Raw genomic sequence first — 22,595 nt, forward strand, 5'->3', positions numbered from 1 at the left:
GTTTTGGCGGCGTTCTCGAACGAACTGGCCTCTCATCAGCGTCACGATCGAGAAGATGGAAGGGAAACACAAAAAAGCTTGCGCCTTTAAGGCGCAAGCTCTTTTATTTCGTAGCCGATTCAGCAGGCTGAATGGCTTTTTTGTTTTTTTGGTAAACTTGATGAAGAACGACGGATTGAATCGTCAGAAGCAGTCCGCTTGTCAGCCAGTACAGCGGCAGGGCCGCAGGGACGTTGATCGAAAAGATCGTCATCATCACAGGGAAAAAGAAGCCCATGATTTTGGCGGACTGCTGAGCCGCCGGATTTGATTGTGCGTTCTGTGCGTTCAGCTTTTGAGACACATAGAACTGGATAAAATACATGAACCCGGCGCATAAAGATACGATAATATCAGAATGCCCGAGGTTAAACCAGAGAAAAGAGTGTGAAGCAATTTCGGGCGTCGAGCGGATCGCATAATAAAAACCGATCAGAATCGGAAACTGAATCAGCATCGGCAGGCAGCCCATCGCCAGCGGATTGATGTTGTGCTTTTGGTAAAGCTGCATCATCTCCTGCTGAATTTCCCTCTGCTTCACAGGATCTTTCGTCTTTTTTAGCTTGCTTTGAATCGCATCCAGCTCAGGTTTGACAAGCGCCATTTTTTCCTGCATGGCCCGCTGTTTTTTATACTGGTTGGCAAACAGCGGAAAGACGAGAACCCGGACGATGATTGTCACAAAAATAATCGACAGTCCGTAGTTTCCGTGGAAAAATCCGGCGATTCCTTTAATCAGCTCTGAAAAAGGCCCCACGACATAATGTTGGAAGAAGTTGTCGCTTCCTCCGGTACTGCCGGTGGCTGCCGAAGCTTGTTCACCTATAAACATGGTCATGATCAAAAACATTGCAGTCGCAAATAATTGTTTTAATTTCGTGTTCAACACGTTCTCCTCCTTCTGAATAAAAGGGCCCGTCTGCCGGACGCCTTTTCCCGTTTAAATTGAAAGAAGAAGGGAACGGTGGTCTTCATCGTCGTTCGATGAAGCTTTCATGCGAATGACTTTACTTATCCATACCGTAATGCGATGATATAGGATGATAAGAAAATCGATTGCGGAAACAAACTGTATTGCATGATATTCTTCAAACCGTTTCGTTTTCCAGCTGTCGCCCGTACTGCAGTCCTTGAGGATGAGGGCGATACCGATCGCCGTCAGTGCGGGAAGGACGATTGTGAAAAACTCAAACAGTAAAAAAGCATCGTTGAAAGATTCAAGAATCATCTATTATCACTTCCGTTTCATTTAACATCTTACTATATGAAAGCCGGGATGTCTAATCAGAGTACCAGGAGGGAGCCGTTTTGTCTGCTGATAAACAAAAGGGGAGAGTCATCTTTCATATCGATATGAACAGCTTTTACGCGTCTGTTGAAATGGCGTATGACCCTTCGCTGAAAGGCAGGCCGCTCGCTATCGCGGGAAATGCAAAGGAGCGGAAAGGCATCGTCGTCACGTGTAGCTACGAGGCGAGAGCACGCGGGGTAAAACCGCCTATGCCGCTTTGGGAAGCGAAGCGGCTCTGCCCTGAGCTGATCGTCAAGCCGCCGAATTTCGACCGCTACAGAAGCTCTTCAAGAGAAATGTTTCAAGTGCTCAGGGAGTATACGGACCTTGTTGAGCCTGTTTCCATTGATGAAGGGTACATGGATTTAACGGACACGCCATACAGAAATCGAGCATATGAAACAGCGAAGGAAATTCAAGAGCGCCTTCAAGAAGAACTGCTCCTTCCGTCAAGCATCGGGATCGCTCCGAATAAATTCCTGGCCAAAATGGCTTCGGATATGAAAAAACCGCTCGGCATTACGATATTGAGAAAGCGCGAAGTGCCCCGGATTCTTTGGCCCATGGACATCAGCGAGATGTACGGAGTCGGCCGGAAAACCGCCGAAAAGCTCAAGACGCTTGATATCGAAAAAATCGGCGATTTGGCTGCTGCAGATGAGTATGCCTTAAAGCGCCTCCTTGGTATCAACGGCCCCCGTTTAAAAAGAAGGGCAAACGGCATCGACGCAGGAGAGGTGAATCCCGACAGGATATACGAATTCAAAAGCGTCGGCAATTCTTCGACTCTCCCGTATGACAGCACAGATGAGAAGGAATTGTGCGGCCTGATTGACAAGCTTTCCGTCTCAGTAAGCGACAGGCTGAAGCGAAAAGAGGTCATGGCAGCAAAAGTTTTCATCATGATCCGCTTTGCGGATTGGACGAACATAACAAGAAGCAAGACCCTTCAGAATCCGACCGATTCAAGAGAAGACATTGCGAAGGAAGCGAAAGCCCTTTTCAGGCAGCATTGGCACGGAAGCCCTGTCAGACTTTTAGGCGTGACGGGAACAGACCTCGTCAATCGGAAGGAAGCCGTCAAACAGCTTGATTTATTTTCGTTTCATGAGGATGCCAAAGATGAGCCGATCCAAAAAGTGATGGCCGAATTGAATGAAAAATATGGAACAGACCTCATCAAAAGAGGGATCAGGATCGTGAAAAAAGAAAGCAAGACGAGCGGAACAAGCTTTAACAAAGATTTTTTCCAGGACGAGAGACAAGATCAATAGCTTGAAAATGTAGGTCAAAGTGTGGTAATTTCAATTTAAATAAAAATTAAACTAAAATGCTAAACGCTTTAGAAGGGACGTTAGACATGGCAAAACAACAAATAGGTGTAGTTGGTTTAGCAGTAATGGGAAAAAACTTGGCTTTAAACATTGAAAGCCGCGGGTTTACGGTTTCTGTTTACAACAGATCAAGCGAGAAAACAGAAGAGTTTCTGAAAGAAGCCGAAGGCAAAAACGTTGTCGGTACATACAGCATTGAAGAGTTCGTTCAATCTCTTGAAAAACCGCGCAAAATTCTGTTGATGGTCAAAGCTGGAACACCGACAGACGCAACGATTCAATCGCTCCTGCCTCATCTTGAAAAAGGCGACATTTTGATTGACGGCGGAAATACATATTATAAAGATACGCAGAGAAGAAACAGGGAGCTGGCCGAAAGCGGCATTCACTTCATCGGCACCGGTGTTTCCGGCGGTGAGGAAGGCGCTTTGAAAGGTCCTTCTATCATGCCAGGCGGACAAAAAGAAGCCCATGAGCTTGTCAAGCCGATTCTTGAAGCCATTTCTGCAAAAGTGGACGGCGAACCGTGTACGACATACATCGGTCCTGACGGCGCCGGCCATTATGTAAAAATGGTTCATAACGGCATCGAATACGGCGACATGCAGCTGATCTCAGAATCCTACTTTATTTTGAAACACATTGTCGGTCTGTCTTCAGATGAGCTTCACGAAGTCTTCTCCGAGTGGAATAAAGGAGAGCTTGACAGCTATCTGATCGAAATCACGGCTGATATTTTCACGAAAAAAGACGAGGAAACGGGCAAGCCGCTTGTTGATGTCATCCTCGATAAAGCAGGTCAAAAAGGCACAGGGAAATGGACGAGCCAAAGCGCTCTTGACCTGGGCGTTCCGCTTCCGATCATTACGGAATCTGTTTTCGCCCGCTTCATCTCTTCCATGAAAGAAGAGCGCGTTAAAGCGAGCAAGCTTTTGACAGGTCCTGAAGCGAAACCGGCCGCCGAGAACAAAGAAGAGCTGATCGAAGCGGTCAGAAAAGCGCTCTTCATGAGCAAAATCTGTTCTTACGCACAAGGCTTCGCTCAAATGAAAGCCGCATCAGAAGAATACGGATGGGATTTGAAATACGGCGATATCGCGATGATCTTCCGCGGAGGATGCATCATCCGCGCGGCGTTCCTGCAAAAAATCAAAGAAGCGTATGACCGCGATCCGGGGCTTGACAACCTGCTTCTTGACCCGTACTTCAAAAATATCGTTGAAGGCTATCAGGGAGCTCTCCGCAAAACGATTTCCCTTGCGGTTGAACAAGGAATTCCTGTACCTTGCTTCTCAAGCGCTCTCGCTTATTTTGACAGCTATCGCACTGCTACATTGCCGGCCAACCTGATTCAGGCGCAGCGCGACTACTTTGGCGCCCATACGTATGAGCGTACAGATAAAGAAGGCATTTTCCACACTGAGTGGATGAAATAAGATGTAAAACCGCAAGCTGAAAAGCTTGCGGTTTTTTTGCTTTCAGAAGGATGCATGTTTAAGCGGTTCTGTGGAAACCTACTCAAAAGAGAGTTTCAAAAGGAGGAATCAACCCATGTATCCTAGTTTAGAGGGAAAAACGGTCGTAATCACAGGGGCGGGTACAGGTCTTGGAAAAGCGATGGCACTTCGCTTCGGTACTGAAAAAGCCAATGTAGTGATCAATTACTTCAAGGAAGAAGAAAATCCCGAAGAGACGGTGAAGAAAATAGAAAGCAGCGGAGCGCGCGCGATTGCTGTTCAAGGGGATGTCTCAAAAGAAGACGATGTAAAAGCGCTGATCAGTCAGGCTGTTGATTCATTCGGTTCCGTTGATGTGATGGTGAACAACGCCGGGGTGGAAAATGAAGTACCTTCCGAGGATTTGTCTCTGGAAGACTGGAATCGCGTCATATCAACCAATTTGACGGGGATGTTTTTAGGATGCCGGGAAGCGATCGCCTATATGCTCGACCACCATATTAAAGGCTCGGTCATCAATATGTCGAGCGTCCATCAGCAAATCCCGTGGCCGCATTTTGTCCATTATGCGGCAAGTAAGGGCGGGGCAAAACTGCTGACAGAAACTCTTGCCCTTGAATATGCCCCAAAAGGAATTCGGGTAAACGCGATCGGACCTGGTGCGATCGATACGCCGATTAATGCCGAAAAATTCGCTGATCCCGAATTGAAAAAAGGTGTTGTTGAATTGATTCCGATCGGGTATATCGGAAAGCCGGAGGAAGTTGCAGCTTGCGCAGCCTGGCTTGCATCCGAAGAAGCGAGCTATGTGACGGGCCTGACGCTGTATGTGGATGGCGGGATGACGAAATACCCGGGATTCCAAGCGGGAAAAGGATGAAAAGAAGGCGGGATGCCTTCTTTTCATCATAAGCCCCAAAAAATTCACATAAGATTAATAGAAAGCAAAAGTGCTGTTTACATAGCAATGATAGTGTAGGTTTGTCAACAAAAAGCGGTTATGGAGGGAGTACAATAAGAATGGGTTTCTTACGCAACAGAATCGTCGGCATTACACTGGCAGGCGCAGTCGCTTTAGGATCGGCGGGAACAGGCAGTGCGGCAATGGAAACAGCGAAAAAAAAGGAAGAACCGAAAGTCAAAAACGTCATCATGATGGTCATGGATGGAACAAGCTCTTCTGCAACAACGTTGGCACGCTGGTATAAAGGCGAACCGCTCGCAATGGACCAGCTTGTCAGCGGCGGTGTCCGGACGCATTCGGCAGAATCGGCGATCACTGATTCTGCACCTGCAGCAACTGCAATGGCAACGGGACGAAAATCAAATTCTGCCTATATCGGAGTGCTGCCTTCAAAGGTGAATACACCAGGTGTCGAGAAGGTCGGTAAAAAAGATCAATACCGGCCTGTGGCTAACGTGCTGGAAGGCGCAAAACAGAAGGGAAAAGCAACCGGCATCATTGCAACCTCTGAAATTCAGCATGCCACGCCTGCCGGATATTCCGGCCATCATAAGGACCGCAATAATTTTGAAGTGCTCGGTGAACAGCAGGTTTATCAAAACATGGACGTTGTCCTTGGCGGAGGAAAAGAATCGCTACAACCGGGTACAAATGATAAAAGCCGCAAAGACGGTGAAGATCTTGTCAAAGTGCTCAAAGACAAAAAGTACGATTTCGTAGAAACGAAAGATCAGCTCCTCAAGTCAAGATCGAAAAAAATTTGGGGCGCATTCTCACAGCGCGATCTCGCGTATGACATGGACCGCCGCGCAACACATCCAGAGCAGCCGACGATTGCAGAGATGACGAAAAAATCGATTCAGACGCTTTCTAAAGACAAGGACGGTTTCTTTTTATTCGTGGAAGGAAGCAAGCCTGACTGGGCAGCGCATCAAAACGATCCGATAGGCATGATCAGCGATGTATTGGCATTTGATAACGCGGTGAAAGAAGCGCTTGAATTCGCTAAAAAAGACAAACATACAATGGTTATTGCCGTCTCCGACCACGGCAACAGCGGCATCTCCATCGGCAACAGCAACACGACGAAAGGCTATGACACAACGCCGGTATCAGCTTATATCGATCCGCTGAAAAAGGCTAAAATGACGGTGGAAGGCGCTACAGGCAAATTAAAAGACGACTTATCGAATATCGAAGAAGCGGCAAAGCTTTACGGACTTGACAATTTAACGCCGGCAGAGAAGGAACAGCTGAAAAGCGTGAAAAACAAAAAAGAAGCGGCTTCATTATTCACCAAGCTGCTCAGCAACCGAGCCAATATCGGATTCACAACAGGCGGTCATACGGGTGAAGACGTCTTCCTGTATTCGTACGGTCCCGAAAAGCCGCAGGGGCTCGTCGATAACACCGACATCGCCAAAACGATGGCAAAAGCAATGGGCTTCAACTTAGACAAATTAACAAACGAATTATTTATCGAAGCAAAACAGGCATTTAAAAAAGCCGGAGCCAGCGTAACGATCGATCAGAAAGATCCGGCTAATCCAGTTCTTGTCGCATCGCGCAAAAAAGCGAAAGCCGAAATGCCGGTGAACAAAAACCTCATCAAAATCAACGGAAAGGAATATGAATTAGACAGCGTGATTGTTGAAAGCAATGGATCCTTCTACGTGCCTAAAGAAGCCGTTCAGCTGTTCAAAAAATACGCCCGATAATTTGTTTGAACCCCCCTCTTGAAAGAAGAGGGGGTTTTTATTATTCAAAATAAATACATGCATTTATTTTTAAATGTCTAGACATTTAAAAATAAAAAGATATAATAATAGTTGTGTGAAAGCGTTTTAATAAAGGAGGAGATGACGATGAAGAAGATTTTACTTGCATGCAGTTCGGGTATGTCGACAAGTCTCCTTGTCACCAAGATGGAGGAATACGCGCATTCAATCGGTGACGAGGCAAAAATTTGGGCGGTCGGACAGGACCAGGCGAAAAAAGAGATGGCAGAGGCAAACGTCGTTCTCATCGGCCCGCAAATGAGCTTTTTAAAAGGCGAGCTGCAGAAGGAAGCAGAACAGTACGGTACTAAGGTTGATGTGATTGATATGATGGCTTACGGAATGGCAGACGGAAAGAAAGCTTATGAACAGGCGCTCAGCTTGATCGGAGATTGATGATGATGGAAAAATTAAAACTTGATGAATTAACAGGCGAACAAATTTGCTTTCAGCTCATTCTTCACAGCGGAAACGCCCGCAGCAAAGTCATTCAGTCTATCAGGGCATACCGTGCCGGCAGCGTTCAGAAAGCAGAGGAGCTGCTGCACCTGGCTGAAGACGATTTGCAGCAGTCCCATGATATTCATTTTCAAATGATCCAAAAAGAAGCGGGCGGGGGAAAAAGTGAGTTCTCTTTGCTGCTCTTGCATGCGGAGGATCATTTGATGTCGACGCTGACGATGAAGGAACTTGTGTCCGAATTATTGGAATTGTTCAAAGAGAAAAATCTATGATTCGCACTGCATGGCAAAATCGAAGGGGGATAAGAGACCATGTTTGAAAAATTGAGCAACCTCTTGGTGCCGATTGCCGGGAAGCTGAATAACAACCGGTATTTAGGCGTGCTGAGGGATGCGTTTATGCTGGCTTTTCCGCTCACCATTTTCGGATCGATCATTGTCGTTTTAACCAATTTGCCGTTTCTCAATAAAATGATGAGCAAATCGGCGCTTGAAACGTTCCAGTCGGCTTTAAGCATAGCGCCGAGCGCAACGATCAGCATTATGTCCGTTTTCGTCGTGTTCGGGATCGGGTATTATTTGTCCAAAACTTATGAAGTCGAAGCGGTTTTTGGAGGAGTCGTCGCTTTGGCATCGTTCCTTCTGCTGACGCCGTTTGTATTAAACGGCGAAGGCGGGGAAGTGATTCCGGACGTCATCCCGATTGACAGGCTCGGTGCGAAAGGGATGTTCCTCGGAATGATTACCGCCTTTACATCCGCGGAGATTTTCAGATTTTTTGTCCAGAAAAACTATACGATCAAAATGCCCGCCGGCGTTCCGCCTGCTGTAGCAAAATCTTTTGCCGCGCTGATTCCTGCGGTGATGACCTTGTCCGTCTACTTGGTCATCAATATCCTTGTAACCCAAGCGTTCAATACGAATATGCACGATTTAATTTACAACCTGGTACAGGCTCCGCTTGTCGGCCTTGGAAGCGGTATCATTCCGACCTTGATTGCTATATTTTTTACTCAGCTGCTCTGGTTTTTCGGACTCCACGGGCAAATTATCATCAACTCTGTAATGGATCCGATCTGGAATACGCTTTCGATCGAAAATTTGAATAGCTATACCTCAACAGGGGAAGTTCCGCATATTATCAATAAGCAGTTTATGGAAGTGTACACCGTCGGAATGGGCGGAACCGGCATGACATTGGCCGTGATTATTGCCATCCTGCTGTTTATGAAGAGCAAGCAGATGAAGCAGGTCGCAAAACTCGGAGCGGCGCCGGGGATTTTCAACGTAAATGAACCGATCATTTTCGGTCTGCCGATCGTCATGAACCCGCTCATTTTTATTCCGTGGGTGATCTCGCCAATGATCGTCACTTTGATTACGTATTTCGCGATGGCGTCCGGGCTTGTGCCGCCGCCGACCGGGGTCACGATTCCTTGGACTGTGCCGATTTTTATCAGCGGAATGATGGCGACCAATTCGCTTGCCGGCGGCATTCTTCAGATTGTGAATTTAGCCGTTGTCTTTATGATCTGGTTCCCGTTTTTGACATTCATCGACCGGATGAATATGAAAAAAGAGCAGGAAATCAATGCAGCGGAACAAGATCAGACAACGCTAGGACTTTAAAAGGAGATTGATGACATGTCAAAAACAGAACTGCAGCTAGAACAAATTCAATACCGTTTTCCAAAAGGCTTCTGGTGGGGGTCGGCGGCGTCCGCGACCCAGACTGAAGGAGCGGCGGCTGAAGGAGGCAAAGGAAAGAACATTTGGGATCACTGGTACGAAAAAGAGCCATCCCGATTTTTTGACGGAGTAGGCCCTGAGAAGACTTCGCGTTTTTACGAGACTTACAGAGATGATATTCAGCTGATGAAGGAGCTCGGCCACAACTCTTTTCGTTTCTCCATTTCGTGGGCCCGTCTGTTTCCTGAAGGAAAAGGCAGGCTGAACGAGGAAGGAGCTTCCTTTTATAACCAAGTCATCGATGAGCTGCTGGCGGCTGGGATCGAGCCTTTTGTCAACCTTTATCATTTTGATATGCCGCTTGCGCTCCAGCATATCGGCGGGTGGGAAAACAGGCAAGTCGTCGATCACTTTGTTTCATACGCGGAAACTTGCTTTCGGCTGTACGGGGATCGCGTGAAAAAATGGTTTACCCACAATGAGCCGATCGTTCCCGCTGAAGGCGGCTATTTATACGATTTTCACTATCCGAACATTATCGACTTTGAAAAGGCCGTCCAGGTCGCATACCATGAAATTCTTTCAAACGCAAAGGCGGTTGAAGCCTACCGCAGACTCGGAGGCGATGGCAAAATCGGCATCATTTTAAATTTAACGCCATCCTATCCGCGAAGCCGGCACCCGGCAGATGTGAGAGCTTCTGAAATAGCCGACGCTTTCTTTAACCGGTCGTTTCTTGATCCTGCCGTCAAGGGTGAGTTTCCGCAGCTTTTAACAGATATTTTAAAAGAAAAAGGCTATTTGCCTGTCATGGAAGAAGGAGACTTGGAGCTGATCAAAAATCACACTGTCGATCTGCTCGGCATCAATTATTATCAGCCGAGACGGGTGAAAGCGAAGGAGCACATGCCTCATCCGGACGCGCCTTTTATGCCGGAGCATTTTTTTGACCATTATGAAATGCCCGGACGAAAAATGAACCGCCACCGCGGCTGGGAAATATACGAAAAAGGAATCTATGATATTTTAATGAATGTCAAAGAAAACTATGGAAATATTGAATGCTTTATTTCTGAGAACGGAATGGGTGTTGAAGGAGAAGAGCGTTTCCGCGGCGAAGACGGCATAATCCGCGATGACTACCGAATTGCGTTTATCGAAGAACACTTAAAATGGGTGCACAGAGCGATTCAGGAAGGAGCGAATGTCAAAGGCTATCACCTTTGGACATTCATGGACAACTGGTCATGGACAAACGCCTATAAAAACCGCTACGGATTTGTATCTGTCAACCTTGACCAAAACGGCGAACGAACGATTAAAAAAAGCGGATACTGGTTTAAGAAACTTGCCGAGAACAACGGTTTTTAAAAAGGACTCGGTCTAAAAGATGGTCTGCTTGGCCATCTTTTTATTTCCGCTTCAAAACCGATATAATGATAAGGAAGGTGTTACAAGCATACAGAATCCTTAGTAATGGTGGTTAAAACATGAGAAAATACGAATATATTTCAAACGAAATGAGGAGGCGGATTCAGGAAGAATACTATCCGATTGATCAGCCCATACCTGATGAGCTTTCTCTCGCCAAAGAATTTTCCTGCAGCAGAATGACGATGAAAAGAGCCCTCGATATTCTCGTGTCAGAAGGCATGCTGTACCGCAAGCGCGGACACGGCACCTTCATTGTAAAATCATCGATTCAGCAGCTTCCCGTCAGTGTGACAGACCGCGAAAACCTCGGGCTGACCAAGCTTCTCGCCAATAAACAAATCGAAAGCCGCATCATTCAATTTGATGTTGAATTCCCTTCAGATGAAGTGGCTAAGCAATTGTCAATCGAAAAGACCGTTCCGGTGTATCATATCATCAGGCTCAGAAAGGTTGAAGGCGAACCGTATGTCATTGAAGAAACGTACATGCCTTCGAATGTCATCTCTGAATTAAATGAAGACGTCCTTCACGGCTCCGTTTACCGGCACATCACCGAGACGCTGAAACTGACAATCGCCGGCTCGCACCGGAAGATCAGGGCGGATAAGTCGAATGCGCTCGACCGAGAGCACTTGGAATGTGCCCCTGACGATCCGGTTCTTGAAGTTGAACAGGTCGCTTTTTTAAATACAGGGGAACCGTTTGAATATTCTTTTGCAAGGCATCGCTACGACAAGTTTGTGTTTTCCAGCGTCCATGTTCGGAAATGAAAAACCTGCATAACCGCGGGTTTTTTGTTTTGTCATGCAATCTTCCGGCATGCTTGTCCTCCGAGGGGATCGTGGGCTACCATCGCTTTAGCGGACGGGAATTTCCGGGGCCGTACGCATATTCAGAACCAGCTGCTCATAAAATTAACTAAATAATTAGAAATAAAACAATATATTGACAACTAATACATTTTTCGTGGTACGATAGGATTGTTATTTGTCCAACAAGCAAAGGGGGAGAATGAATGAAAAAGTGGAAAAGCTTTTCATGGATTGTACTGCTGCTGACGCTTGTCATGGGATTGGCAGCGTGCGGAAGCGGCAATGCATCAGGAAATAAGAACGGCGGATCTGCGTCAAAAGGATCAGAAAGCTACAGTCTGCTGACAGGGGGAACCGGCGGTACATATTATCCGCTCGGCGGTCAATTTGCAAACCTTTGGGAGGATGCAACAGGAGACAAATTTACGACGCAGACTACAGGGGCTTCTGCTGAAAACATGGCAACTCTGCAAAAAGGGGAAGCTGAGGTCGCTTTTTCTCAGACGGACATTGCCACTTATGCCATAGAAGGCAAAGAAATGTTTAAAGAAAAAATTGACGGAATCAAGGCGATTGCCGCCCTGTATCCTGAAACTGTACAGATTGTGACAACGGAAAAAAGCGGAATCAATTCGATTGAAGATTTAAAAGGCAAAACGGTTTCCGTGGGCGCTGCGGGTGCAGGGGTCAATATTAATGCCAAGCAGATTTTGGAGGTTCACGGGATGTCTTTTGACGACATCAAACCGCAAAACTTGTCTTTTGAAGAGTCGACCGACGGCATTCAGTCAGGCGCGATCGATGCCGCCTTTATCACGGCTGGAACGCCTACCGGCGCTGTCGAAGGGCTTTCTGCGCAAAATAAAATCAAAATTTTAAATATTGAAAAAGACAAGCAGGAAAAGCTGATGGAAAAGTATCCGTTCTATGCGGAGGATACGATCAAAAAAGGCACCTACGGCATCGGCAGCGATGTGAACACGGTCGCTGTCAAAGCGATGCTCGTCGCATCCGACAAGATGGATGAGGACACCGTCTATAAAATGACGAAAGCGCTGTTTGAAGCCGATAAAATCAATCATGCCAAAGGCGAGTTTATCAAGCCTGAAACCGCGCTTGAAGGATTGGGCGATATTGAAATTCATCCGGGAGCGGCTAAATATTTCAAAGAAAAAGGGATAGAAAAATCGTAAAGCCGCAGGCAGATAAACAATGAACAAGTCCGGACAATCGATAGACCGTTGCAATGAAACATCGGTCTATCGTTTTTCTATTCGGCAGGGGATTTGGAAAAATGGGGAAATTTAAAATGGTAAAACGGCTTGTGCCGGCGCTGATCATTGCCGCTTTTGCAGCGGCATGCCTGATTCCTTATCAGACCGCTGTCGTGTTCGAGAAAGAGGACAGCGGCGAGATCATCGCTTTTCTTCCCCTCCAAAAGAAGAAAAGCTTTGATGTGATTTATACGCATTCCATCCATCGGACAGAAGTGATCGAATCGTATGTGTGGGAAAAAGGAATGATTCGGCAGACCGCTCTGACCTATCATGATCCGGCCGTCGGAATGCCCGCAAACGCGGAGCAAGGTGAAAGGCTCGTCATCAATAACGGTGTCTACACCATTTCGGACATGAAGAGGACCTTTCCGTTCATTGATATGCGGATCGGAAGGGTGAGGGCGAATCACAGGATCAAGTATTCAGGCGCTGAACATGAGTTAAAGCGGTACATCAGCCCCGGCACATGGACAAGGATGAGTGTCCGAAAACTAAATGTCTTGCAACAACTGAGGGGAGTGAAGATCAATGACTGAGCAGCTTTCGGAAAAAGATCAGCAGAAACTGCTGGAGAAATACGATCCTGAAGCGGGCACGAGAAAGCTCAAAGGGTTGACGGGGATTATTGCATTTGCCGGCCTGCTCGCTTTTTCTTTGTTTCAATTATACACAGCCATTTTTGGCGTTTTTCCGGCTCAAATTCAAAGGTCGGTTCATTTAGGGTTTGCGCTCGGTCTGATTTTTTTATTGTTTCCGGCGACAAAAGGTTTACGGAAGACCGGCAAATTCAAAGTCGCCTGGTATGACGCAATCTTAGCCGTATTAGGAGCGGGTGTCGGCGCTTATTGGGTCGCCAATTATGAAACGATTGTAGGCGGGATCGGATTGATCACGGAAACTGATTTTTATGTCGGGCTGTTGGCCGTCCTGCTCGTATTGGAAGCGACGAGACGTGCTGTCGGACTGCCGATTACGATCATCGCTGCCCTGTTTCTTTTGTACGGCCTTTACGGCTCGTATCTGCCGGGCTTTTTGTCTCACAACGGCCTGACGCTGGAAAGGCTCGTTCAGACGATGTATTTTACGACGGAAGGAATTTTGGGCACGCCGCTTGCTGTGTCCTCGACATTCATCTTCCTGTTCATCCTTTTCGGTTCATTTCTTGTCAGGACAGGTGTGGGACAGTATTTTAATGATCTTGCTGTGGCGATCGCCGGACGAAGCACGGGCGGACCGGCAAAAGTCGCGATTTTTTCAAGCGCGCTTCAGGGAACGATCAGCGGAAGCTCTGTTGCCAATGTCGTCACTTCCGGATCGTTTACGATTCCGATGATGAAAAAACTGGGCTATAAAAAAGAATTTGCCGGTGCAGTCGAAGCTTCCGCATCTACCGGCGGACAGCTGATGCCTCCGATCATGGGAGCCGCCGCCTTTTTAATGGTTGAGTTCATCGGCGGAGGCATTACGTACTGGGATATCGCGAAAGCCGCGATGATCCCGGCTGTTTTGTACTTTACGGGCATCTGGATTATGACGCACTTTGAAGCGAAGCGCCTCGGCTTGCGCGGTTTAACGAAAGAAGAAATGCCGAACCGCAAGGAAGTATTCAAAAAGATTTATTTGCTGCTTCCGATCGTTTCGGTTGTCGTTTTGTTAATGTCGGGTATTACGGTCATGCATGCCGCTTTGTATTCGATCGTTCTGGCGATTCTGGTCGGTTTGTTCAACAGGGAAACGCGAATGGGCCTTAAAGGGATTGTGCTGGCTCTCGCGGAAGGAGCGAGAATGGCGCTTTCCGTTGCGGCGGCAACGGCTGCCGCCGGCATCATCGTCGGAGTCGTCACAAAGACGGGCCTCGGCCTTAAACTTGCAAACGGTCTGCTCGATTTGGCAGGAGGCGCATTGCTGCCTTCGCTCTTTTTGACAATGATTGCCGCTCTCGTTCTCGGAATGGGGTCGCCGACGACGGCAAACTATGTGATTACGTCGACGATTGCCGCACCAGCCTTGATTTTGCTGAATGTTCCTGATCTGTCGGCCCACTTGTTCGTGTTTTATTTCGGTATCGTAGCTGACATTACGCCGCCCGTTGCGTTGGCAGCATTTGCCGCCGCCGGTGTTGCGGGAGGAGAGCCGATCAGAACGGGGATCAATTCAGCAAAGCTTGCGATTGCCGCTTTTATCATCCCGTATATATTCGTCCTGTCTCCGGAGCTACTCATGATTGACGCGCATTGGTATGAAATTCTCTGGGTGATCTTTACCGCATTGTCCGGAATGATAGCCATCGGTGCGGGCATGATCGGATTCTGGATGAGAAAAGTGTTCTGGTTTGAAAGAATACTGGCGGCTGCGAGCGGTCTCCTGCTGATTTATCCGGAGGGCTATTCCGACATAATCGGTCTCGGCATATTCCTTCTGCTGTTCGTCCTTCAGCTGATGTGGAAGCGGGACAAAAGCCATCCGGAAGAAATGCAGGCCTTAAAAGCATAAATAAAAAACAGCCTTCAATGCGAAGGCTGTTTTTTATTAAAGCGGCCACCAATGAAAGCCGTCTTTTGCGAGCAGGTCATCAGAAGCTTTCGGCCCCATAGAGCCCGCCTCATAGTTAGGGGAAAGGGTTTTGTTTTCCTCCCAGTTTTGAGAAATCGCATCAACAAAACTCCAGGAAAGCGCAACTTCATCCCAGTGGGCAAAGTTTGTCGCGTCTCCGTGCAAACAATCCAAAATCAGCTTTTCATAAGCTTCAGGAGTGTTGATGCCGTCCCCGCAGTTATGGCAGTAGTCGAGCTTGATCGGCTGGGCAAAAGTGCCGCCTCCAAGCTTCCTTGCGTTTAGATGAAGGGTGATGCCTTCATCCGGCTGAATATGGATCACCAGCAGGTTAGGATGCATCGTGTTGCCGTTTCCGTAATAAAGATTCATCGGAATGTCTTTAAATTGGACGACAATCTGCGTCGATTTTTTCTGCATCCGTTTGCCTGTCCGGATGTAGAACGGCACACCGGCCCATCTGAAGTTGTCGATCAGCAGTTTGCCGGCAACGAACGTTTCCGTATTCGACTCTTTTGCTACATTTTGCTCATCGCGATAAGCCGGAACCTGTTTTTCGTCAACGACGCCCGCGTCATACTGGCCGCGCACAAAAAATTGATCGACTTCGTCTTTTCGAATCGGACGAAGAGCTCGGAGCACCTTCACTTTTTCGCTGCGGATCTCTTCCGTGTTCAGCTTGATCGGCGGTTCCATCGCAAGCAGCGCCACCATTTGAAGAATGTGGTTTTGAACCATGTCTCGAAGCGCACCAGATTTTTCATAATATCTCGCTCTGTCTTCCACACCCAAATCTTCACTTGACGTGATTTGAATGTTCGAGATGTATCTGTTTGTCCAAAGCGGCTCAAAAATCGCGTTGGCAAAGCGGATGACTTCGATGTTCTGTACCATTTGCTTTCCTAGATAGTGGTCAATCCGATAGATTTGATCTTCTGTAAAGGCTTCACGGATTTCCTGATTCAAGGCTTTTGCGCTCGGCAGATCATGCCCGAAAGGCTTCTCGATAACGAGCCTTGACCAGCCTGTTGTTGAAGTGACACCCTCTGATTTTAGGAACTTTGCAATCGTTCCGAAGAATTCAGGAGCCATCGCCAAGTAAAACATCCGGTTATTCGGAATATCATATGTACTTTCCAGCTTCTCTAAAAGTTCGTTCAATTCCCGGTATGAGCCGGAATTTGTAACATCAAAAGGATGATAGTAGAAGTGAGATGTAAACTCATCCACATCCTTTTCGTTTAATGGAAACTTCGAAACCGATTGCTGTACGGTACTGCGAAAGTCTTCATTTGTCCAAGGGCGTCTGCCGACTCCGACAACCGCGAATTCATTCCCGATTTGTCCGTTTTCGTAGAGCCTGTGGATAGAAGGATATAGTTTTCGTTTTGCCAAATCCCCTGTTGCGCCAAATATTACGATAACTGCTTTTGGTTCCATTTGATCTTTTTTCAATTAAACGTACCTCACTTTATTCGAAGCTAAGTTTATTTTCTTCATTTTAAAGCTAATAATCCCTTAAAGCAAACATTTGAGATCGAATCGTATGAAAAGTTTACTGAAAACGGGCAGGGTATTTAGTTGCATTGCCTGGCGTGAAGCCGGCGTTTCTTTTTTGTCAGACTTCCTGTATGCTTGTGATAGATGAAGTTTTTAGCAGGAGGAAAGGATATTGGAGTTATTATTTTTAGGAACGGGAGCAGGCATCCCAGCAAAAACGAGGAATGTCACATCCGTTGCATTGAAGCTTTTAGAAGAAAGGCGGTCTGTTTGGCTGTTTGACTGCGGGGAGGCCACACAGCATCAAATTTTACATACATCGATCAAGCCCAGAAAAATTGAAAAGATTTTTATTACCCATCTTCACGGCGATCATGTATACGGGCTTCCGGGTCTTGTCAGCAGCCGCTCTTTCCAGGGAGGGGAAGGTCCGCTGACCGTGTACGGACCGCAAGGAATCAAAACGTTTCTTGAAACGGCGCTTGACGTATCGGGGACGAATGTCACATACCCGCTTGTGATTAAGGAGATTGAAGAAGGGACAGTCTTTGAAGATGACCAGTTTATCGTGACGGCGAGAAGCGTATCTCACGGCATCCCCGCTTTTGGATACCGCGTGCAGGAAAAAGATGTTCCAGGCGCACTTGACGCCGAAGCGCTGAAAGAGACCGGAGTCTCGCCTGGCCCTGTTTATCAAAAGCTGAAAAACGGGGAGACGGTCACATTGGAAGACGGCCGGAAGATTCGCGGTGCAGACTTTATCGGACCGCCGAAAAAAGGGCGGATTGTCGCTTTTTCCGGAGATACGAGACCATGCGAGAATGTGAAGAAGCTTGCCGAAAAAGCCGATGTCCTCATCCATGAAGCAACATTTGCGAAAGGTGACAGGGAGCTTGCCGGAGACTATTATCACAGCACTTCAGAACAAGCGGCGGAAACAGCGCGGGAGGCCAGCGCAAAAGAACTGATTTTAACCCATATCAGTGCAAGATACCAGGGGGAAAACGTGCTTGAACTGGTCAATGAAGCGAAAGCGATCTTTCCTGATACCGTGGCAGCTTTTGATTTTTATGAGCATGAGATTAAAAGAACTTAATTGGCATTCGAAGCTTCTTTGTTCCGACAATGCGGGACGGGAAGCTTTTTTTGTTGACACGGTTCTAAAATGATGTATAATAAAGCGTAATCATTACGTTTTGATAAGGAGGACAACATGAGAGTCAAAATTACATTGGCGTGTACTGAAACAGGGGACCGCAATTATATTACGACAAAAAACAAACGTACAAATCCGGATCGCCTGGAATTGAAAAAATATTCTCCGCGTCTGAAAAGACACACGATTCACCGTGAAACAAAATAACCAAAAACCAGCAGAATGTCTGCTGGTTTTTGATTTAATTGGCGGCTTGATAAGCGTATGTTTGCTGTTGTGCGGCATACCACACATCATAGATCGCAAGCTGGACGATGTGGGGCTCATCATGATGGATTAAGTGCGAGCTGTTTTTCGCTTGAATCCAGCCGCTTTGATGGGAAAGAGACAGCAGTCTGCTGTGAAGCTTCAGCCACTCGTGATGAGCTTGTTTCGCCGCCTCCGTTCTTTTTCCCGCCGAAAGGACGAGCAAAGGGACCGAACCGAGGTGTTTCTTTTCCTGCTTTAGAATGTCCAGGCTATGTTGAAAGTCCTCATGGGACCCTTCGATCGAAAACTGTTTGCTGTAGTCTTCTTTTAATGCTTCCGGAAGAAGTGGTAGCACTTTTTCCTCCTGATCTTCACAAGCGGGATCAAGCAGCACCATGCCGATGACTTCATCGCTGTACCGGCTTGCAAACAACCTTGCAATGACGGCGCCGAACGAATGGGCGACAAACAGGTAGGGCGGTTTGACGCCTGCTGCTGCAAGCAGCGCTTTCAGTTCCTTCACCATCTGATCCGCTGTTCTTTTGCTGCTTGCCTGCCCGCTGTTGCCAAGGCCTGCACGATCGTATGCAAACAAGCCGAGATCTTCGTCTATATCGGGTAAAATGGGCTGCCAAGTTTTTGAAGAAGAACCGTAGCCCGCTTCAAAAATAATGGTTGCGTTCTTTTTTCCTTTTCTCTGCTTTGTGTAAAACATGCATCCTTCAACTGTATATATTCTTTCCGTTATGGTCATAGAGGTCATCCTCTCTCTGTATATGGTGTTCTATTAGGAAAGACGCACGAACAAGGATGTTCGTTTCTCACGAGTTTGAAAAAAAGAAATATCCCGCCTTGAGGCGGGATATCAGCAACTTACCAGGCTCTGTCGTACTGAACAGGTCCTTCAATTTTTGTGTTCAGCTGTTTGGCAGCGGTTTTCGGCCAGTATGGATCTCTCAGCAGCTCTCGCGCAACGAAAATGAGATCTGCGCGTCCATTTTGGAGGATTTCCTCAGCTTGAAGGCCGCTTGTGATCAACCCGACTGCACCTGTCTGGATTTCGGCTTGGGCGCGAATTGTATCGGCGAAGCCGACTTGGTAGCCCGGGAAGACGTTAATGTCGGCAGGTACGACGGCACCGGAGCTGACATCGATCAAATCAACGCCCTGTTCTTTCATCCATTTGGCGAAACCGACATAATCGGCGACATCAAGGCCTTTTGTTTTGTAGTCTGAAGCTGAAACGCGTACGAACAATGGTCCGTCCCAGACTTCTTTTACAGCGTCGATGACTTCGCGAAGCAGCCTGTAGCGGTTTTCCGGTGATCCTCCGTATTCATCCTCACGTTTGTTGGAAAGCGGTGATAAAAATTCGTTGATCAAATATCCGTGGGCTCCATGAATCTCAATGATGTCAAAGCCGGCGGCTTTCGCGCGTTCAGCTCCTTTTTTGAAAGCCTGAACGGTTTCTTTTATGTCTTCTTTTGTCATTTCAACAGGTATTCGCGAATTTTCGTCGAAAGGAAGAGCTGAAGGCCCGTAGATTGTGCCTTCGACCTCGGCTTTTCTTCCGGCGTGCGCCAGCTGAATCGCCGTTTTGCTGCCGTACGGCTTGATTTGTGACGTTAATGCGGCAAGTCCGTCAATATGCGCGTCATCCCATATCCCGAGATCCTGATCGGAAATTCTTCCCTCTGGGGTGACGGCGGTAGCTTCTACCATGATCAGTCCGACTTGTCCGACGGCGCGGGAGATGTAATGGGTCATGTGGAACGGCTGCACTTTTCCATCCTTTTCATGGGAGGAATACATGCACATCGGCGACATGACAATCCGGTTTTTTAGTGTAACTCCTTTTAAACTCCATGGTGTGAACAGTTTTCGATTACTCAAATTTTTTCGCCTCCCGTAAGTTTTCGCCTCGATTATACCAATTCTGTCCATCCTCGTCATATAAACTGCTCAAGTCATTTCCATATATAAGAATGTTCAGTACAATAAAGTTGTTCACATTCTATTTTTTACTAAATACGATATCGCATACACCTGCGGAAAACAGCGAAAGAGGGGGGTTGCTTTATGAAGTGGCAGACAGTGGAAGAACTGAAACAGCTGCTCATTTCTCTAGTTCAATACGAAAGCATCTCATGCACGGCCGGAGAAGTGGCGCTTGCGAAGTATATGCATGATATATTAAAGGACCGTTCGTACTTTCAAAAGAATCCTGAATATTTAAAGCTTCACCCGATGGAAGACGGGCGTTATTTTCTAACCGCCCTCGTTAAAAAGGAAGAAAAATCAAATACGGTGCTCCTCTTGAGCCATTTTGACGTGGTCGATACGGCAGACTACGGAGAATTCAAACATATGGCATGTAAAGTCCCGGAACTCATGGATGTATTAAATGATAAAAAAGAACTTTTGCCCGAACGGGTCAGAAGAGACTTGGAAAGCGGTGAATGGCTGTTTGGAAGGGGAAGCATGGACATGAAGGCGGGCCTTGCTGTTCAATTTTCGATGCTGGAACGGGCGATGAACGGAGAATTTGACGGAAACCTTCTATTAATTACGGTTCCGGACGAAGAAGTCAATTCACAGGGGATGCTTGAAGCAGTACCCGCACTGAAAGCTTTGGAAGAGGAATTTGGCCTTCATTATACATCGTGCTTAAATTGTGAGCCGATGTTTGAAAAACATCCGGGAGATCAGAAGCAGTACGTCTATTCAGGCAGCATCGGCAAAGCGCTTGCCGGATTTTTCTGCAAAGGGGTTGAGACGCATGTCGGCGAGCCGTTTGCAGGGGTGAATGCGAATTTAATGGTGTCCGAAATCAACAGGCTGCTCGAATTAAACGTCGACTATTGCGAAGAAGCGGACGGAGAGGTGACGCCTCCCCCGGCCAATCTGATGCAAAAAGATTTGAAGGAGGCGTACTCGGTTCAGACTCCTCACGCAGCGGTGTCGCTCTTTAATGTGCTGATGATGCAACGTTCCGCCGCCGAGCTCCATCACATGCTGCTCGACACAGCCAAGGAAGCGGCCGCCAATATTCAAACAAATATTGAGCGTAAAACGGCCGAATATCAGCGGTTTGAAGCATTCACGCCAATGAACCCGACCGTTTCCGTGCTGACGTTTGAGGAGCTGTGGAACAAAGCAAAGGAAAAGGCCGGGAAGCCCGAGGCGGAAAGCATACTTAACTTTGCATTTGCCAACAGGGGCGAGCTTGGAGACCGCGATTTTTCAACGAAAATCGTCTCTGAATTGGCTTCACTCTGTAAAGAAGATGCTCCGATGATCGTTCTGTTTTACAGTCCGCCGTTTTATCCGGCTGTTTCTTCAAAGGACGATCCTTTGATCCGCAAGGTGATGAAAGAAGTGAAGCAGTATGCGTCCGACAGGTACTGTATTGAATTTACAGAAGTCCAATATTTTCCCGGCCTGTCCGATTTAAGCTACCTTCAGCTGCAAAAGCAGTCTGTCGATGCGTTCACATCCAATATGCCGCTGTTTCAAAACGGCTATTCACTGCCTAAAGGACGAGAAAACGCACTGTTTGTGCCGGTCATCAATATCGGGCCGGCCGGGAAAGACCCTCATAAATGGACTGAACGCCTCCATGTGCCGTTTTCATTCGGAAAGCTGCCCGATATTCTCCGGCTGGCGATACACAAGCTTCTCTAAATATACGGACGGGACCGCTTGGGGAAAAACCGGGAACAAGCGAAACGCTGTCTCCCGGTTTTTTAAATTTTGGCCGCGAACATATCCCTGATTTCCGCAGAACGATTCGCCGCTTCTTTGACACAGGATATGACAATCTGTTCAAACTGATGGCCGTCAAGCACCCGAAGGCCTGCTTCCGTTGTGCCTCCGGCGCTTGTGATCTCTTTTCTCATGACAGAAGGATTCCTGCCGGTTTCAAGCATTTGAGCCGCACCTGACATCATATCGATAATCAGCTGTTTCGCCGTTTCTTCAGGAAGCCCCAATTCCGCAGCCGACGCCTGCAGGGCTTCGACAAATCGATAAACAAAAGCGGGCCCGCTTCCGGCTACGGCTGTCACCGCATCAAGGGCAGATTCCTCAACGATTGCAACGCTTCCGACTGTCGCAAAGAGGTCAGCCGCTTCCCGCATCTGCTCTTTCGTCACGAGCGGGCTTGCCGCAAAGGCTGTGGCTGATTTTTGAATGGCGGCCGATGTATTCGGCATGGCCCTTACAACTGGCAGCTCAAGCCCGGCATAGTGCTGGATCGTGTGAATCGGAATGCCTGCAAGGACTGAAATCAGCAGCTGATCTTTTCGCAAATAGGGGCGGAGTGCGGCCATTCCGTCCGCCGCGTCCTTCGGCTTCATTGCCAAAACGAGTGTATCCGAACGGGCGGCGACTTTTGCCGTATCGGCTTCTCCGCATACCCCGTATGTCTCGCTTAATTCACGAAGTCTGGCCGTATTCGACTGATTCGTAACGAATATCGCTTCCGGCTCCATCGCACCGCTTTTGACAAGCCCCTTAATCATCGCTTCAGCCATCGAACCGGCTCCGATAAATCCCATTCGTTTCATTATGAATTCCTCCTTCTAAAAAAATAAAAAAAC

The 22,595-nt window shown here is 47.5% G+C and carries 21 protein-coding genes; 15 read left to right on the forward strand and 6 right to left on the reverse strand.

Annotated elements, in window-relative coordinates; all coding sequences use genetic code 11:
- Positions 1–103: 103 nt before the first annotated feature.
- Positions 104–928, reverse strand: a complete 825-nt coding sequence (locus QMZ64_RS00585; protein WP_243943237.1) for a membrane protein insertase YidC — start codon at positions 926–928, stop codon at positions 104–106.
- Between the two features lie 51 nt (positions 929–979).
- A complete protein-coding gene (locus tag QMZ64_RS00590) occupies positions 980–1,267 on the reverse strand; it encodes a hypothetical protein (protein ID WP_020452104.1) in 288 nt (95 codons plus the stop codon).
- Between the two features lie 80 nt (positions 1,268–1,347).
- Here QMZ64_RS00590 and QMZ64_RS00595 point away from each other — a divergent pair, with 80 nt between their 5' ends.
- The 12 genes from QMZ64_RS00595 to QMZ64_RS00650 all read left to right on the forward strand — a co-directional run bounded on the left by QMZ64_RS00595 (position 1,348) and on the right by QMZ64_RS00650 (position 15,029).
- On the forward strand, positions 1,348–2,604 hold the full coding sequence (locus QMZ64_RS00595; protein ID WP_279600106.1) for a DNA polymerase IV: 1,257 nt from the start codon (positions 1,348–1,350) through the stop codon (positions 2,602–2,604).
- Between the two features lie 86 nt (positions 2,605–2,690).
- Positions 2,691–4,100: an NADP-dependent phosphogluconate dehydrogenase gene (gene gndA, locus QMZ64_RS00600; RefSeq protein WP_020452102.1), complete on the forward strand. Its 1,410-nt coding sequence runs from the start codon at positions 2,691–2,693 to the stop codon at positions 4,098–4,100.
- Positions 4,101–4,215: 115 nt separating this feature from the next.
- Entirely contained in the window at positions 4,216–5,001 is a 786-nt protein-coding gene (locus tag QMZ64_RS00605) for a glucose 1-dehydrogenase (protein WP_265626400.1), read from the forward strand.
- 140 nt (positions 5,002–5,141) lie between these two features.
- Positions 5,142–6,803, forward strand: coding sequence for an alkaline phosphatase (locus QMZ64_RS00610; protein ID WP_265626401.1), 1,662 nt, complete (start codon positions 5,142–5,144; stop codon positions 6,801–6,803).
- Positions 6,804–6,950: 147 nt separating this feature from the next.
- A complete protein-coding gene (locus tag QMZ64_RS00615; RefSeq protein ID WP_020452099.1) occupies positions 6,951–7,259 on the forward strand; it encodes a PTS sugar transporter subunit IIB in 309 nt (102 codons plus the stop codon).
- Positions 7,260–7,264: 5 nt separating this feature from the next.
- On the forward strand, positions 7,265–7,597 hold the full coding sequence (locus QMZ64_RS00620) for a PTS lactose/cellobiose transporter subunit IIA (RefSeq protein WP_265626402.1): 333 nt from the start codon (positions 7,265–7,267) through the stop codon (positions 7,595–7,597).
- 39 nt (positions 7,598–7,636) lie between these two features.
- Positions 7,637–8,953, forward strand: a complete 1,317-nt coding sequence (gene celB, locus QMZ64_RS00625; RefSeq protein WP_265626403.1) for a PTS cellobiose transporter subunit IIC — start codon at positions 7,637–7,639, stop codon at positions 8,951–8,953.
- A gap of 15 nt (positions 8,954–8,968) precedes the next feature.
- On the forward strand, positions 8,969–10,384 hold the full coding sequence (locus QMZ64_RS00630) for a glycoside hydrolase family 1 protein (protein ID WP_265626404.1): 1,416 nt from the start codon (positions 8,969–8,971) through the stop codon (positions 10,382–10,384).
- Positions 10,385–10,503: 119 nt separating this feature from the next.
- The gene (locus QMZ64_RS00635; RefSeq protein WP_065643271.1) at positions 10,504–11,217 is read left to right on the forward strand and encodes a GntR family transcriptional regulator; all 714 of its coding nucleotides are present in this window, start codon (positions 10,504–10,506) and stop codon (positions 11,215–11,217) included.
- Positions 11,218–11,462: 245 nt separating this feature from the next.
- Positions 11,463–12,452: a TAXI family TRAP transporter solute-binding subunit gene (locus QMZ64_RS00640; protein ID WP_243943248.1), complete on the forward strand. Its 990-nt coding sequence runs from the start codon at positions 11,463–11,465 to the stop codon at positions 12,450–12,452.
- A 101-nt stretch (positions 12,453–12,553) separates the two neighbouring features.
- Positions 12,554–13,072, forward strand: coding sequence for a DUF1850 domain-containing protein (locus tag QMZ64_RS00645; protein WP_265626407.1), 519 nt, complete (start codon positions 12,554–12,556; stop codon positions 13,070–13,072).
- Positions 13,065–15,029 carry a TRAP transporter permease gene (locus QMZ64_RS00650; RefSeq protein WP_243943252.1) on the forward strand — a complete coding sequence of 655 codons (1,965 nt, stop codon included), beginning with the start codon at positions 13,065–13,067 and terminating at the stop codon, positions 15,027–15,029. The genes QMZ64_RS00645 and QMZ64_RS00650 overlap by 8 nt, the downstream gene beginning before the upstream one ends.
- A 36-nt stretch (positions 15,030–15,065) precedes the next feature.
- Here the strand turns inward: QMZ64_RS00650 and zwf are convergent, their stop codons facing one another.
- A complete protein-coding gene (zwf, locus tag QMZ64_RS00655; protein ID WP_165428686.1) occupies positions 15,066–16,529 on the reverse strand; it encodes a glucose-6-phosphate dehydrogenase in 1,464 nt (487 codons plus the stop codon).
- Between the two features lie 232 nt (positions 16,530–16,761).
- On the opposite strand from zwf, the gene rnz reads away from it, so the two are divergent.
- Both rnz and rpmG read left to right on the forward strand, forming a co-directional pair.
- Positions 16,762–17,685 (forward strand): ribonuclease Z, encoded by a 924-nt coding sequence (gene rnz, locus QMZ64_RS00660; protein ID WP_265626409.1) that lies wholly within the window; start codon positions 16,762–16,764, stop codon positions 17,683–17,685.
- Positions 17,686–17,802: 117 nt separating this feature from the next.
- On the forward strand, positions 17,803–17,952 hold the full coding sequence (gene rpmG / locus QMZ64_RS00665; RefSeq protein WP_003183271.1) for a 50S ribosomal protein L33: 150 nt from the start codon (positions 17,803–17,805) through the stop codon (positions 17,950–17,952).
- 34 nt (positions 17,953–17,986) lie between these two features.
- Here rpmG and QMZ64_RS00670 read toward each other — a convergent pair whose 3' ends face one another.
- Positions 17,987–18,748 carry an alpha/beta fold hydrolase gene (locus QMZ64_RS00670; protein ID WP_265626411.1) on the reverse strand — a complete coding sequence of 254 codons (762 nt, stop codon included), beginning with the start codon at positions 18,746–18,748 and terminating at the stop codon, positions 17,987–17,989.
- A gap of 119 nt (positions 18,749–18,867) precedes the next feature.
- A complete protein-coding gene (gene namA / locus QMZ64_RS00675) occupies positions 18,868–19,938 on the reverse strand; it encodes an NADPH dehydrogenase NamA (protein ID WP_116758571.1) in 1,071 nt (356 codons plus the stop codon).
- A 135-nt stretch (positions 19,939–20,073) separates the two neighbouring features.
- On the opposite strand from namA, the gene QMZ64_RS00680 reads away from it, so the two are divergent.
- Positions 20,074–21,678 carry a M20/M25/M40 family metallo-hydrolase gene (locus QMZ64_RS00680; protein ID WP_301441081.1) on the forward strand — a complete coding sequence of 535 codons (1,605 nt, stop codon included), beginning with the start codon at positions 20,074–20,076 and terminating at the stop codon, positions 21,676–21,678.
- Between the two features lie 62 nt (positions 21,679–21,740).
- Here the strand turns inward: QMZ64_RS00680 and proC are convergent, their stop codons facing one another.
- Positions 21,741–22,562, reverse strand: coding sequence for a pyrroline-5-carboxylate reductase (proC, locus tag QMZ64_RS00685; protein ID WP_265626415.1), 822 nt, complete (start codon positions 22,560–22,562; stop codon positions 21,741–21,743).
- Between the last annotated feature and the right edge of the window lie 33 nt (positions 22,563–22,595).

It is taken from the genome of Bacillus sp. LB7 (genome assembly GCF_030449715.1).
GTDB classification, from domain to species: Bacteria; Bacillota; Bacilli; order Bacillales; family Bacillaceae; genus Bacillus; species Bacillus paralicheniformis.